The sequence below is a fragment of the Bradyrhizobium sp. USDA 4354 genome (assembly GCF_054060315.1).
In genome coordinates this window covers 6,994,323-7,008,020 of record NZ_JBSSDC010000001.1, presented here as the reverse complement: position 1 = coordinate 7,008,020, position 13,698 = coordinate 6,994,323, and the positions used below count along the sequence as shown (strand labels likewise).

9 protein-coding genes are annotated in these 13,698 nt (G+C 65.0%); 4 read left to right on the top strand and 5 right to left on the bottom strand.

Features of this window, described 5'->3' with window-relative positions; translation table 11 throughout:
- The first annotated feature begins 199 nt into the window (after nt 1-199).
- The 3 genes from ACVIIV_RS32575 (at nt 200) to ACVIIV_RS32565 (ending at nt 6,424) form a co-directional block, all read left to right on the top strand.
- On the top strand, nt 200-1,894 hold the full coding sequence (locus tag ACVIIV_RS32575; RefSeq protein WP_456747839.1) for a methyl-accepting chemotaxis protein: 1,695 nt from the start codon (nt 200-202) through the stop codon (nt 1,892-1,894).
- A 167-nt stretch (nt 1,895-2,061) separates the two neighbouring features.
- Nucleotides 2,062-5,241, top strand: a complete 3,180-nt coding sequence (locus ACVIIV_RS32570; RefSeq protein WP_456747838.1) for an efflux RND transporter permease subunit — start codon at nt 2,062-2,064, stop codon at nt 5,239-5,241.
- A complete protein-coding gene (locus ACVIIV_RS32565) occupies nt 5,228-6,424 on the top strand; it encodes an efflux RND transporter periplasmic adaptor subunit (RefSeq protein ID WP_456747837.1) in 1,197 nt (398 codons plus the stop codon). Before ACVIIV_RS32570 ends, ACVIIV_RS32565 begins: the two co-directional genes overlap by 14 nt.
- Before the next feature lie 129 nt (nt 6,425-6,553).
- Here ACVIIV_RS32565 and ACVIIV_RS32560 read toward each other — a convergent pair whose 3' ends face one another.
- Nucleotides 6,554-8,071: an acetyl-CoA acetyltransferase gene (locus ACVIIV_RS32560; RefSeq protein WP_456747836.1), complete on the bottom strand. Its 1,518-nt coding sequence runs from the start codon at nt 8,069-8,071 to the stop codon at nt 6,554-6,556.
- A 114-nt stretch (nt 8,072-8,185) separates the two neighbouring features.
- Nucleotides 8,186-9,319, bottom strand: a complete 1,134-nt coding sequence (locus tag ACVIIV_RS32555) for a nitronate monooxygenase (RefSeq protein WP_456747835.1) — start codon at nt 9,317-9,319, stop codon at nt 8,186-8,188.
- A gap of 384 nt (nt 9,320-9,703) precedes the next feature.
- On the opposite strand from ACVIIV_RS32555, the gene yghU reads away from it, so the two are divergent.
- Nucleotides 9,704-10,579 (top strand): glutathione-dependent disulfide-bond oxidoreductase, encoded by an 876-nt coding sequence (yghU, locus tag ACVIIV_RS32550; RefSeq protein WP_456747834.1) that lies wholly within the window; start codon nt 9,704-9,706, stop codon nt 10,577-10,579.
- Nucleotides 10,580-10,737: 158 nt separating this feature from the next.
- On the opposite strand, the gene ACVIIV_RS32545 is transcribed toward yghU, so the two are convergent.
- From ACVIIV_RS32545 to ACVIIV_RS32535, 3 genes are all read right to left on the bottom strand, one after another.
- Entirely contained in the window at nt 10,738-12,015 is a 1,278-nt protein-coding gene (locus ACVIIV_RS32545; protein WP_035709193.1) for an acyl-CoA dehydrogenase family protein, read from the bottom strand.
- A gap of 293 nt (nt 12,016-12,308) precedes the next feature.
- A complete protein-coding gene (locus ACVIIV_RS32540; RefSeq protein WP_456747833.1) occupies nt 12,309-12,689 on the bottom strand; it encodes a VOC family protein in 381 nt (126 codons plus the stop codon).
- A gap of 111 nt (nt 12,690-12,800) precedes the next feature.
- Complete coding sequence (locus tag ACVIIV_RS32535) at nt 12,801-13,580, bottom strand: SDR family NAD(P)-dependent oxidoreductase (protein ID WP_456747832.1); 780 nt, start codon at nt 13,578-13,580, stop codon at nt 12,801-12,803.
- Nucleotides 13,581-13,698: the final 118 nt, after the last annotated feature.

The following is a 13,698-nucleotide window of genomic DNA, read 5'->3' as shown; positions in this document are numbered from 1 at the left end:
AAAAGCGCCGCTCGTTTGTCCTGCCGGGCAGCATGAGATCGCTCTCAGGTAGTAATTGGGGGGCTACCGCTAGTCTTACGGGCGGGCCGTTTCATCGATGGTTAAATCGGATTTACGACGGTTGAGAGAGCGGAACCTCGTGAGCGGCGGGTCCCGATTGGAATAATTTCATCCTGAATCCGGTCTGCTGGGGGCCCCGATGCGCAAGAATTTTCCGGTCACCGACGTCGAATATCCGGTCAGCGACGAGACGCTGATCGTCTCGCGAACTGACCTCAAGGGCAAGCTCACCTACTTCAACGAAGACTTCCTCGCCGCGGCCGGGTTCACATCGGCCGAACTGATGGGCCAGCCGCACAATATCGTTCGCCACCCCGACATGCCGCCGGAGGCGTTCGACAATCTCTGGGACACGCTGAAGGCCGGCAAGCCCTGGCTTGGCGCGGTGAAGAACCGCCGCAAGAATGGCGACTTCTACTGGGTGCTGGCGACGGCCTCTCCGATCCGCGAGAACGGGCAGGTCAAGGGCTTCACCTCGATCCGCACCAGACTGCCGGCCGATCAGCGCAAGCTCGCCGAGGAGGTCTACGCTGCAATCCGTGAGAAGAAGCCGCATGGCTATCGCATCGACGCCGGCATCATTCGCCGCCGCTCGTGGCTCGACCGCTTCAGCGTCTTCACCAGCACGCTGAAAGCGCGCCTCGTCACGACGATGGTGCTCCAGGCGCTGTTCATGCTCGCGCTCGGCATCGGCGGCGCGCTCGCCTCCGGCGGTTCGGCCAGCCTGATCCTCTCGACGCTGGCCGTCGTCGGCGCCGCCATCGTTGGTTTCGCGGGCCTTGCAACTATGGGTGCGATCCAGGGGCCGATGCAGCAGCTCAACGAGGTCCTGGTCAACCTCGTGCAGGACAAGCTCGACAACCGCATCGTGATCGAGCGCGACGACGAGATCGGTGAGGCGCTGCGCAACCTCCAGACCGTGCAAACCATCATCCGCTTCAGCCGCGACGAGGTGCAGGCAGTGCAGCGCCGTGCCGAGGCGCAGCGCAAGGCCGACATGACCAAGCTCGCCGACGGTTTCGAGGCTGCGATCGGCGAGATCGTCGAGACCGTGTCCTCGGCCGCGACCGAGCTCGAGGCTTCGGCCTCGACCCTGTCCTCGACTGCGGGCCGGGCGCAGGAATTGGCGACCGTGGTCGCCTCCGGGTCGGAAGCCGCCTCCAGCAATGTCCATTCGGTGGCTTCGGCCGCAGAGGAGATGTCGTCCTCGGTGCGCGAGATCGGCCGGCAGGTGCAGGATTCCTCCCGGATCGCGAGCGAGGCGGTCAATCAGGCTCATGCCACTACCGAACGTGTCAGCGAATTGTCGCGGGCCGCATCGCGGATCGGCGACGTGGTCGAGCTCATCAATGCGATTGCCGGCCAGACCAACCTGCTGGCACTCAACGCCACGATCGAGGCGGCGCGCGCGGGCGAGGCCGGTCGCGGCTTCGCGGTGGTGGCCTCTGAGGTCAAGGCGCTCGCCGAGCAGACGGCCAAGGCCACCGGCGAAATCGGCCAGCAGGTCGGCGGCATCCAGGCGGCGACGCAGGATTCGGTCAGCGCCATCGGCGAGATCAGCGGCACGATCGCGCGTCTGTCGGAGATCGCCTCGGCGATCGCAGCGGCCGTGGAGCAGCAGGGCGCAGCGACCCAGGAGATCGCCCGCAACGTTCAGCAGGCGGCTCGGGGAACGCAGCAGGTCTCGTCCAACGTCGGCGACGTCCAGCGCGGCGCCTCCGAAACCGGCTCGGCATCCTCGCAGGTGCTGTCCGCGGCGCAGATGCTGTCCCGCGACTCCAATCGTCTCAAGCTCGAAGTCGGCAAGTTCCTGAACTCGGTCCGCGCCGCCTGAGATGCGCGGCTGCATGGCTGCGATGTCGGTTTGCAGTGCGATAGCAGGGAAGTGAATGCCGGATAGCCGCCGGGGTTAGCGTTTCCGGCGGTGCTCAGGTAAAGGGGAAAGGGGATCGCCGTGGGGGCGGAATCCTCTTCCTCGCTTGACCTGGAATTGCCTGGCGCATGATTGCTCTGGTCCGTATTGCCCTGAGCCGGCCTTATACGTTCGTCGTGCTAGCGCTGCTGCTGCTGATCATCGGACCGCTCGCGGCGCTGCGGACCCCGACCGACATCTTCCCGGACATCCGTATCCCCGTCATTGGCGTCGTCTGGCAGTACACCGGCCTGCCGCCGGACCAGATGTCGGGCCGCATCACCACGCCGTTCCAGCGCGCGCTGACGACCACGGTCAACGACATCGAGCACATCACCGCCAATTCCTATAACGGCTTCGGCATCATCAAGATCTTCTTCCAGCCCAACGTCGACATCCGCACCGCCAATGCGCAGGTGACCGCGATCTCCCAGACGCTGCTGAAGCAGATGCCGCCGGGTGCGACGCCGCCCTTGATCCTGAACTACTCGGCTTCCACTGTGCCGATCATCCAGGTAGCGCTGTCAGGTGAGGGGCTTACCGAGCAGAACCTCGCTGATATCGGCATCAACCAGCTTCGCACGCCGCTCGTCACCGTGCCCGGCGCGGCGATTCCCTATCCGTTCGGCGGCAAGCAGCGCCAGGTCCAGATCGACCTCGATCCCACCGCGCTGCAGGCCCGCGGCCTGTCCGGCCAGGACGTCGCCAATGCACTGGCCGCCCAGAACCTGATCACGCCGGTCGGCACCCAGAAGATCGGCCAGTTCGAATACAACATCCAGCTCAACAACTCGCCGCTCCGGATCGACGAGCTCGGTAATCTGCCGATCAAAACCGTCAACGGCGCCATGGTTTATGTGCGCGACGTCGCCACCGTGCGCGACGGCAATCCGCCGCAAACCAACATCGTCCATGTCGACGGCAACCGCTCGGTGCTGATGATGGTGCTGAAGGCGGGCGCCACCTCGACGCTCGACATCATCGCCGGCATCAAGCAGAAGGTCATCGACGTCAAGGACCAGCTCCCGGACGCGCTGAAGATCGGCTTCATCGGCGACCAGTCGGTGTTCGTCCGCGGCGCGATCCAAGGCGTCGCCTTTGAGGGCGTGATCGCCGCGCTGCTCACCAGTGTCATGATCCTCTTGTTCCTCGGCAGCTGGCGCTCGACCATCATCATCGCGGTCTCGATCCCGCTCTCCGTCTTGGGCGCCATCATCATGCTGTCGGCGATCGGCGAGACGCTGAACATCATGACGCTCGGCGGCCTTGCGCTCGCGGTCGGCATTCTCGTCGATGACGCCACCGTCACGATCGAGAACATCAACTACCATCTGGAGCAGGGCAAGCCCGTCGAGCAGTCGATCCTCGACGGCGCCAATCAGATCGTGACGCCGGCCTTCGTCTCGCTGCTGTGCATCTGCATCGTGTTCGTGCCGATGTTCTTCCTCACCGGCGTGGCACGCTTCCTCTTCGTGCCGATGGCGGAAGCCGTGATGTTCGCGATGATCTGGTCGTTCATCCTGTCGCGTACGCTGGTGCCGACCATGGCGAACTATTTGTTGCAGGCGCATGTCCATCACGAAGGCGGGCCGCCGAAGTCGCGCAATCGCCTGGTCTGGTTCCAGCGTGGTTTCGAGGCGCGGTTCGAGCGCATCCGTGGTGGTTATCGCAGCCTCCTTGGCCTGGCGCTCGCGCACCGCTCGGTGTTCGTGATCGGCTTTCTCTGCGTGGTCGGCGCGTCCTTCGCGCTGGTGCCGTTCCTCGGGCGCAATTTCTTTCCCGCGGTCGATGCCGGCAACATCCTGATGCATGTCCGCACGCAAGTGGGCACCCGCGTCGAGGAGACCGCAAACCAGCTCGCCGACGTGCAGAAGGCGGTGCGCAAGCTGATCCCGGGCGAGATCGAGACCATGACCGACAATATCGGCATGCCGATCTCCGGTATCAACATGACCTACAACAACACCGGCGTGATCGGCCCGCAGGACGGCGACATCCAGATCAAGCTGAAGGAAGGCCACAAGCCGACGGAAGAGCACGTGAAGGTGCTGCGCGAGCAATTGCCGCGCCTGTTCCCCGGGGTCAGCTTCGCGTTCCTGCCGGCCGACATCGTCAGCCAGATCCTGAATTTCGGTGCGCCGGCGCCGATCGACCTGCAGATCCGCGGCGCCAATCTCAGCGCGAATTTCGCTTATGCCAACAGCCTGCTGGCCAAGGTCCGCAAGATTCCGGGCGTGGCCGATGCGCGTATCCAGCAGTCGCCGAACAACCCGACGTTCAACATCGATGTCGACCGCACGCGCGCGCAATATGTCGGCCTGACCGAGCGCGACGTCACCAACAGCCTCGTGGTCAATCTCGCCGGCTCCTCGCAGGTCGCGCCGACCTACTATCTCAATCCCGACAATGGCGTGTCCTATTCGATCGTGATGCAGACGCCGCAATACCAGATCGATTCGCTCAGCGCGCTGCAGACACTGCCGATCACGGCCGCCGGCAATGCGCAGTCGCCGATCCTCGGTGGCATCGCCGACATCAAGCGCTCGACCTCGAGCGCGGTGGTGTCGCAATACGACATCCAGTCGATGGTGCAGATCTTCGCCACGACCTCGGGCCGCGATCTCGGCGCGGTTGCCGCCGACATCCGAAAATCGATCGCCGACACTGCCAAGGACGCGCCGAAGGGTTCTTCGGTGGTGCTGCTCGGGCAGGTGCAGACCATGAACAGCGCCTTCACCGGCCTGTTGTTCGGCCTGCTCGGGGCCGTCGTGCTGATCTATTTCCTGATCGTCGTGAACTTCCAGTCCTGGTCCGACCCGTTCGTGATCATCACCGCGTTGCCGGCCGCGCTCGCCGGCATCGTCTGGATGCTGTTCATGACCGAGACGACGTTGTCGGTGCCGGCGCTCACCGGCGCCATCATGTGCATGGGCGTTGCAACCGCGAACAGCGTGCTCGTGATCTCCTTCGCCCGCGAGCGCTACGAGGAGCTCGGCGATCCCGTCACCGCGGCGCTCGAAGCCGGCTTCGTCCGGTTCCGCCCGGTGCTGATGACCGCGCTCGCCATGATCATCGGCATGGCGCCGATGGCGCTGGGGTTAGGGGAGGGCGGCGAGCAGAATGCGCCGCTCGGCCGCGCCGTGATCGGCGGCCTGATCTTTGCAACTTTCGCCACGCTGATGTTTGTTCCCGTGGTGTTCAGCATGGTTCACAAGAAACAAGGCGCCAAAGCCGCCGCCTCATTGGAGACTCCGCATGTCGCCCACTGAACCCCGCTCGGCGGTGTCGCACCGGAAACTGGGCATCTTCGGCGTGGCGGCGCTGATCGCGGCAGGCCTCGTTGTGGGCACCGGCATCCGCGCCCGCGAGGAGCAGGGCTCCAAGCTGAAAGAATGGACTGACGAGCAGGCCGTTCCCAGCGTGGCGGTGACGCTGCCCAGCGCCAAGGACCTCAACGCCACCATCGATCTGCCGGGCCGGCTGGAGGCCTACTACCGCGCGCCGATCTTCGCGCGCGTGTCGGGCTACCTGAAGAGCTGGAGTGCCGACATTGGCGCCCGTGTCAAAGCAGGCCAGGTGATTGCCGAGATCGAGGCGCCCGACCTCGATCAGCAGCTGCTGCAGGCCCGCGCCGACCTCGCCAGCCAGCAGGCCAGCGCCAGGCTGTCGGAAGCGACGCTCAACCGGCGCAAGACGCTGGTCGCCTCCAACTTCGTCTCCGCGCAGGAGATCGACGAGCGCACCGCCGATCTCTCCAACAAGAACGCGGCCGTCAATTCGGGCAAGGCCAATGTCGAGCGGCTGGAAGCGCTCGCCGGCTACAAGAAGATCACCGCGCCGTTCGACGGCATCGTCACCGCGCGCGACACCGACGTCGGCGCGCTGATCAATGCCGGCGGCGGCTCCGGCCCGGCGATGTTCGTGATCTCCGACATCGCCAAGCTGCGCGTCTACGTCAACGTGCCCCAGAACTACGTGCCGGCGATCAAGATCGGCGCCAAGGCGACGATCACCCTGCCGGAGTACCCGAACCGGACTTTTCAGGCGACGGTGGAGGCATCCTCGCAGGCCGTCGACGTCGCCTCCGGCACCACGCGCATGCAGCTTGGATTGGATAACTCCGCCGGCGAGCTGATGCCCGGCGGCTATGCCAGCGTGAAGCTCAGCCTCCAGCGCGACTCCGCGCCGCTCAGCATCCCCGCCAGCGCGCTGATCTTCAACGGCAGCGGTTTGCGCGTTGCGACCGTCGGCGCGGACGACAAGGTACGGTTCAAGAGCGTGACCATCGCCCGTGACCTCGGCCGCGAGATCGAGCTGGCCTCGGGGATTGCAGCCGACGATCGCGTCATCACCGCGCCGCCGGACGGCCTCTCGGACGGCGATGCAGTGCGTGTGGTCGGCGCCAAGCCCAAGCCGGCGACTGCGTCGGAGAAGCAGCCGCCGAAGAGCTGAGGCGCAGTCTCGCGCCCCCGGACGCCGGTCTCGTAGGGTGGGCAAAGGCGCGCTTTGCGCCGTGCCCACCAACCCTTTCCGATCACATGAAGATGGTGGGCACGCTCCGCTTTGCCCACCCTACGAGAGCTACGCCACCCGCCACTCCGGCACGCCATCCGCGGCCATCGCGATCTCGCCGAGTGAGCCGACCGGCGTGCGATCCATGTCGAGCAAATGCGCCAGCGTCGCGCTATCGCTCGCCGGGATTCGCGCCAGCGTGCGGCCGTCATCCGCTGTGCGCAGCATCACCACGCCGTGCTCGACCTCGCCGCCTCGGCCGTAGAGCACCGTAAAGCTCTCGACCTTGCCCTTGCCCGAAGCCTCCGCCACGAACTCCGGCACGGCGCGCTTGTTGCGGTCGGCCTCGCCTTGCACGCTCGTCTCCTGCGCCAGTGCTTCGCGCGGCGGCGTCTTCGAGACCACCAGCGCATGATGCTTGGTGACGAAGCCGCCCTGGCCGTAGAGCAGGCCGAGCTTTGCGCCATCGCGCACACGCCGCACCATCGCGCAGGCGGCGTGCGTCATGTAGGTATTGAGCGGCGCGCCGAAGAAGGTGAGACCGCCGGTCACGGTCGGCTGCACGTCGGCGCCAAGGCCCAGCGTCCGCCGCGCCATCTTGGGCACACACGGAAAGCAGCTGTAGAGCTCGATCGCGTCGAACTTCTTGCCATCGCCGCCTGCGAGGTCCATCACCGCTTTCAGAACCGCGTTCTGCGGATGGCTCTCGTAAAACTGGTCGCGCAGGAGATAATCGCGCGGCTCTTCGGCCGAGGCGCCGCCGAGCGGATAGACCAGTCTGTCCCCGGGAATCCCGGCCGCCCGCGCCTTGGCAAGGCTCGTGAGCAGCAGCGCGCCGCCCATGTTGACGCTGGGGTTGGCGACCATGAGCTTGTTGTAGGGCCAGGCGATCAGGCGGTTGTCCGCCGTCGGCGTCGTGATCTCCTCGGGCGTATAGCGCCGCTTCAGCCAGGCATTGGGATTCTGCGCGGCGGCTTCCGAATAACGCGACCACAGCGTGCCGGACTCCGCCATCGCCTCGCGCGGCGTCTGCCCCCAATGCGCAGAGGAGGCGGCCTCATAGAAGGGATAGACCGTGACCGGGCGGAACACGCCGAGCTTCACCGCTAAGGGCTTCTGGAATGCCGCACCGCGCTTGGGCTCCTCGACATCATGGGCGAACGGCGTCCATGGCAGTTTTGCCCCGGCGCGCTCGGCCTTGGTCGCAGTCGATTGCGCCTCCGCGCCGCACACCGCTGCCACGGTGCATTCGCCGCGTGCGATGCGCTTGGCGGCCTCGTGGATGTAGCGGATCGGGCTCTCGCCGCCGACCGGGCCGCAATAGCAATGCGCGGGCGAGATGCCGAGGCGCTCAGCCAAAAGCTTCTCCGGATCGCGGTAGCGCCAGCTCAGGAAGTTGACGACGTCGAGCGACTGCACCTCGCCGAGCAGCTTTGCGCCGGCATCGGCCTCGGCGCGCCGCAGTGCCTGTTCGAGCAGATCGAGCGGCTCGAGGCCTTCGGTGATCTCCTTGGGGCGATCGACGATCTCGCCGATGCCGACGATGACGGGGATGCGGTCTTCGGGATTCTTGCTCTTATCTGTCATGCTTTCATTCACGATGTCAGTTGTTCGTCGTTGCGAGCGCAGCGAAGCATCCAGGATCTTTCCGCGGAGGCAGTCTGGATTGCTTCGCTGCGCTCGCAATGACGAGTGGGATTGTCACTCCGCCACCAGCGCATTCATGTGCTCGACGGCTTCGGCGAACTCTTCCTTGAACTCCTGCACCACGGCACCCGCCGATTTCACGCTGTCGATCAGCCCAACCCCCTGGCCAACAAAGTAGCTGACGAGATCGCGCGCCTTGGCGTTGCCGCCTGCGGCCGCGCGGTCGATCGCGTTGAAGGCGTCGCGGCTGATGATGCTTTGCAGCGGCATCGGCAGTGCGCCGGGGCTTTCCGGCGCGCGGTCCCAGGCATCGGTCCAGACCGAGCGGAGCTGCCGGGCTGGCTTGCCGGTGCGGCCCTTCGAGCGCACTGCGTCGCGCGAGGACGCTGCGATCATCTTCTCGCGAAAGATCTCCGTGGTCTCCGCCTCGACCGTGGCGAGCCACACCGATCCGGTCCAGGCGCCCGCCGCGCCCATCGCCATGCAGGCCGCCATCTGCCGTCCCGTCATGATGCCGCCGGCCGCCAGCACCGGCACGTCGCGGATGGGTTTGATCGCCTTGATCACCTCCGGCACCAGCACCATGGTCGAGACCTCGCCGCAATGGCCGCCGGCCTCGGTGCCCTGCACCACGAGGATGTCGACGCCGGCGGCGACCTGGCGCAGCGCGTGCTCCTTGGCGCCGACCAACGCCGCAACGGGGACGCCGTGCGTCTTGCCCATCTCGATCATCGCCTTCGGCGGCACGCCCAGCGCATTGGCGATCAGCCGGATCGGATGATTGAAGGAGACCTCCAGCAGCTGAAGCGCGGTCTTCGCATCGAACGGCTGCGGCTGGTTGTCCGCGACCTCGGTGGTGGTGAGCTCGATGTCGTATTTCTTCAGGAGATCGCGCGTATAGTTGCGATGCTCCTGCGGTACGCGCGCTTCCAGGCTCTTCCAGGTGACATCCTTCTCGCCCGCGGTCGAGATGTTCTCGGGGATCAGCACGTCGATGCCGTAAGGCTTGCCATCGACGTGATCGTCGATCCATGTCAGCTCGCGTTCGAGCGTGTCAGGCGTGTGCACGGTCGCGCCCAGCACGCCGAAGCCGCCGGCGCGGCTGACGGCGGCGACGACATCGCGGCAATGACTGAAGGCGAGCAGTGGGAATTCGATCCCCAGCATGTCGCAGATCGGCGATTTCATGGCTCTCTCCCGGCGGTCTTCGCGCTCTCGTTGCTTTCGCTGGCAAAGCAAAGTGACGCAAGCCGATCGATGACATGCCGGATTCGGCGAGGCATCTTGTGTGTAGACGTCGCGCTCCACCCGCAGGCCGCAGGCCACGGCGTCCTAAGTGACGCCGTCATTCCGGGGCTCGTGCAAGCGAGAACCCGGAATCCATTTCTCACAGCATTCCTGGCAATGCGATGGATTCCGGTCGCGCCCTGCGGGCGCCCCGGAATGACGGCGGGGAGGGGGTGCCATGACAAAACGCTGAGTTGCCCCGTCCGGCAATGCATTTCGGCGCCCTTGTCATCGGCCATCCGCGGGCTAATTAATGCAGACGCATCTTTCCGCCGGAGCCCCCGCATGACCGATACCCCCGCCTACGTGCCGCCCAAAGTCTGGACCTGGAACAAGGAGAATGGCGGGCAGTTCGCCAACATCAATCGGCCCGTTGCCGGCCCTACCCACGACAAGGAGCTGCCGGTCGGCAAGCACCCCCTCCAGCTCTATTCGCTGGCGACGCCGAACGGGGTGAAGGTGACGGTGATGCTGGAGGAGCTCCTGGCGCTCGGCCACAAGGGGGCCGAATACGACGCCTGGCTGATCAGGATCGGCAACGGCGACCAGTTCGGCAGCGGCTTCGTCGGCATCAATCCGAACTCGAAAATTCCCGCGCTGATGGATCGCTCGGGTCCGGAGCCGATCCGGGTGTTCGAGTCCGGCTCGATCCTGTTCTACCTCGCCGAGAAGTTCGGCGCCTTCCTGCCGAAGGACATCAAGACCCGCACCGAGGCGATGTCCTGGCTGTTCTGGCAAATGGGCAGCGCGCCTTATCTCGGCGGCGGCTTCGGCCATTTCTACGCCTATGCGCCATTCAAGATCGAATACGCCATCGACCGTTTCGCGATGGAGACCAAGCGCCAGCTCGACGTGCTCGACCGGCGCCTCGCCGACAACGAATATCTCGCGGGCAAGGAGTACACCATCGCCGACATGGCGGTATGGCCCTGGTATGGCGCGCTCGCCAAGGGGCTGGTCTATGGCGCCGGCGAATTCCTCTCGGTGCAGGACTACAAGAACGTGCAGCGCTGGACCGACCAGATCGCCAAGCGTCCGGCGGTGAAGCGCGGCCGCATGGTCAACCGCGTCTCCGGCGACCCCGCCAGCCAGCTCCACGAGCGTCACGACGCATCCGATTTCGAGACCAAGACGCAGGACAAGCTCGCGCCCGCGACGTAGGGCCTTCGTCTCTCCCCGCGTACGGAAGAGGCCGAATTCGATCGAGGTCTCGTAGGGTGGGCAAAGCGAAAGCGTGCCCACCACCTCTCGCGTAGGCCGCGATGGTGGGCACAGCGCACGAAGAGCGCGCTTTTGCCCACCCTACGGCATCTCGCAACTTACGCCATGCTCAGCTCGTGGCGTCCCACCACCATCCAGTGGACCTCGTCCGGACCGTCCGCAAAGCGCAGGTGGCGGACGTCCTGATACATCTCCGCGAGCGGGGTCCAGTGCGAGATGCCGGTGGCGCCGTGCATCTGGATGGCCTGGTCGATGATCTTGCAGGCGCGCTCGGGCACCATGGCCTTGACCATGGAGACCCAGACGCGGGCCTCCTTGTTGCCGAGCACGTCCATCGCCTTGGCGGCCTTCAGCACCATCAGCCGCATCGCTTCGATCTCGCAGCGCGCCTGCGCGATGATCTGCATGTTGCCGCCGAGATGGGCGATCTTCTTGCCGAAGGCTTCGCGGGTCAGGCCCCGCTGCACCATCAGATCGAGCGCCTTCTCGGCCTTGCCGATCGTGCGCATGCAGTGATGGATGCGGCCCGGCCCGAGGCGGAGCTGCGAGATCTCGAAGCCGCGGCCTTCGCCGAGCAGCATGTTCTCCTTGGGCACGCGGACATTGTTGAAGCGCATATGCATGTGACCGCGCGGGGCGTGGTCCTGGCCGAACACGTACATCGGCCCGAGCACCTCGACACCGGGCGTGTCGCGCGGCACCAGGATCTGCGACTGCTGCTTGCTCGGCGCCGCATCCGGATTGGTCTTCACCATGACGATGAGGATCTTGCAGCGGGGATCGCCGAGACCCGAGATGTAATACTTCTCGCCGTTGATGACCCATTCGTCGCCGACGAGCTTGGCCGTCGTCGAGATGTTCTTGGCGTCGGAAGAGGCGACGTTCGGCTCGGTCATGACATAGGCCGAGCGGATCTCGCCGTTGAGCAGCGGCTTCAGCCACTTCTCCTTCTGCTCCTTGGTGCCGACGCGCTCCAGCACCTCCATGTTGCCGGTGTCGGGCGCCGAGCAGTTCATGGTCTCGGAGGCCAGCGGGCTCTTGCCGAGCTCGGCTGCGATATAGGCGTAGTCGAGATTCTTCAGGCCCTGGCCGGTCTCGTCGTCGGGCAGGAAGAAGTTCCAGAGGCCTTCCTGCTTGGCCTTGTTCTTGGCCTTCTCCAGCACCTCGAGCTGCTTCGGCGTGAAGCTCCAGCGATCCTCCTTGCCTTCGCCGGCCTTGGCGAACTCAATCGACATCGGCTCGACGGTGTCGCGGATGAACTTCTTGACGTGGTCATAGAGCGGCCGGACCTGATCCGACATCCTGAGATCGTTGAGCTCGTCGCCGGGATTGAGGGTGTAGTTGGTGGTGCGGGGAATGTAGGTGTGTTTTGTCATTGGTCCTCCCGGGGTCACTGCGATCGCATTGGCCCGGAGAATAGTCGCAGCGCCGCCAAAGTGCGAGCGCGCATTTTTCACGTAGCGCCATGCCATGCGATGGAATTTCGCGAGGGCGTTTGAAAAGTTGTTTGAATGGGGTGCGGGGAGGCGGCAGGTGCGCGCCTCACTCTCCGTTGTCATCGCCCGACTTGATCGGGCGATCCAGTATTCCAGAGACCGCAGTGATTGGGCCGAGAGGCCGCGGCGTACTGGATTCCCCGCTTTCGCGGGGAATGACAGCGGCGGTGTGGTTAGCTCGGCATCCGATGCATCGCGCAGATCTTGTTGCCGTCGAGGTCGCGCAAATAGGCGAGATAGAGCTTACCGCCCGGGCCCTGGCGGACGCCCGGCGGATCTTCGATCGATTTTGCGCCGGCTGCGACGCCAGCCGCGTGCCACGCATCGACCTGCTCCGGCGAATTGCAAGCAAAGCCGATCGTGCCGCCGTTCGCGCAGGTCGCCGGTTCGCCGTTGATCGGCTTCGACACCGAGAATACGCCGGTCTTGGTGATATAGAAGATCCGATGGCCGTCGACCCTGGCCGGCCGCACCTCGAGCGTGCCGAGCAGCTTGTCGTAGAACGCCTTGGCCTTGTCCAGGTCGTTGGTGCCGATCATGACGTGTGAGAACATTTGCCCATTCCCTCAGAGTTTGTAGCCCGGATGGAGCGCAGCGAAATCCGGGTCTTGCTTGCTTTTGGCCGTCCCGGATTGCGCTGCGCTCCATCCGGGCTACTTGAAATCTCAAAACGCCGTATAGCCGCCGTCGATCACGAACGTATCCGCCGTGTGATACGACGACGCCTTGCTCATCAGATACACCGCGATGCCGCCGAAATCGGATGCTTCGCCGAAGCGCCGCATTGGAATGCGCGGCATCACGTTGGCGACGAACTTGTCGTTGGCCATCAGCCCCGCGGTCATGTCGCTCTTGATCCAGCCGGGCAGGATCGCATTGGCGGTGACGCCGTAACGCGCCAGCTCGACGCCGAGCGCGCGCACCAGCGCGTTGATGGCGGCCTTGGTCGCAGCATAATGCTCGTTGCGGGCGGTGCCGAAGATCGAGGCGAGGCTCGAGGTCGCGACGAGGCGGCCAAAGGGATCGCCGGCATTGGCGCGATCCGTCATGTGCTTGGCCGCAGCCTGGAATGCGTGGAACACGCCGTCGAGATTGGTCGCAAACATCGTGCGCCATTCCTCCTCGGTGCGCTCGATGAAGGAGCGCCGTCCGCCGCCGCCGATGCCGGCATTGGCGAAGCAGCCGTCGACGCGACCGAAGATGTCGAGCGTCGCCTTCATTGCGGCATTGACCGAGGCCGGGTCGGTGACGTCGCAGACGCGGGTGTCGATCTTGCCGGCAAGGCCGGCCAGGCTTGCGGCAGCAGCCTTGTTCTTGTCGGGATTGCGGCCCCAGATCGAGACGTTGCAGCCCTGGGCCGCGAGCGCCTGCGCGATGCCGAGGCCGATGCCGCCATTGCCACCGGTGATCACGGCCACGCGGCCGGTGAGGTCGAAAATGGTCATAGAGCGTTTCCCATATTTGGCATGAGGCGCATCAGCCGCTGCGCACAAGATTGCTTGCTATGCTCCGATCACCATGGACAAGCTCGCGACAAAAATCAAATATGCGCCCCAAGCAAAA

Excerpts from the sequence above, each read along its gene's own strand:
- ACVIIV_RS32575 (WP_456747839.1), top strand. The coding sequence starts at position 200 with ATGCGCAAGAATTTTCCGGTCACCGACGTCGAATATCCGGTCAGCGAC.
- ACVIIV_RS32570 (WP_456747838.1), top strand. The coding sequence starts at position 2,062 with ATGATTGCTCTGGTCCGTATTGCCCTGAGCCGGCCTTATACGTTCGTC.
- ACVIIV_RS32565 (WP_456747837.1), top strand. The coding sequence starts at position 5,228 with ATGTCGCCCACTGAACCCCGCTCGGCGGTGTCGCACCGGAAACTGGGC.
- ACVIIV_RS32560 (WP_456747836.1), bottom strand. The coding sequence starts at position 8,071 with ATGACAGATAAGAGCAAGAATCCCGAAGACCGCATCCCCGTCATCGTC.
- ACVIIV_RS32555 (WP_456747835.1), bottom strand. The coding sequence starts at position 9,319 with ATGAAATCGCCGATCTGCGACATGCTGGGGATCGAATTCCCACTGCTC.
- yghU (WP_456747834.1), top strand. The coding sequence starts at position 9,704 with ATGACCGATACCCCCGCCTACGTGCCGCCCAAAGTCTGGACCTGGAAC.
- ACVIIV_RS32545 (WP_035709193.1), bottom strand. The coding sequence starts at position 12,015 with ATGACAAAACACACCTACATTCCCCGCACCACCAACTACACCCTCAAT.
- ACVIIV_RS32540 (WP_456747833.1), bottom strand. The coding sequence starts at position 12,689 with ATGTTCTCACACGTCATGATCGGCACCAACGACCTGGACAAGGCCAAG.
- ACVIIV_RS32535 (WP_456747832.1), bottom strand. The coding sequence starts at position 13,580 with ATGACCATTTTCGACCTCACCGGCCGCGTGGCCGTGATCACCGGTGGC.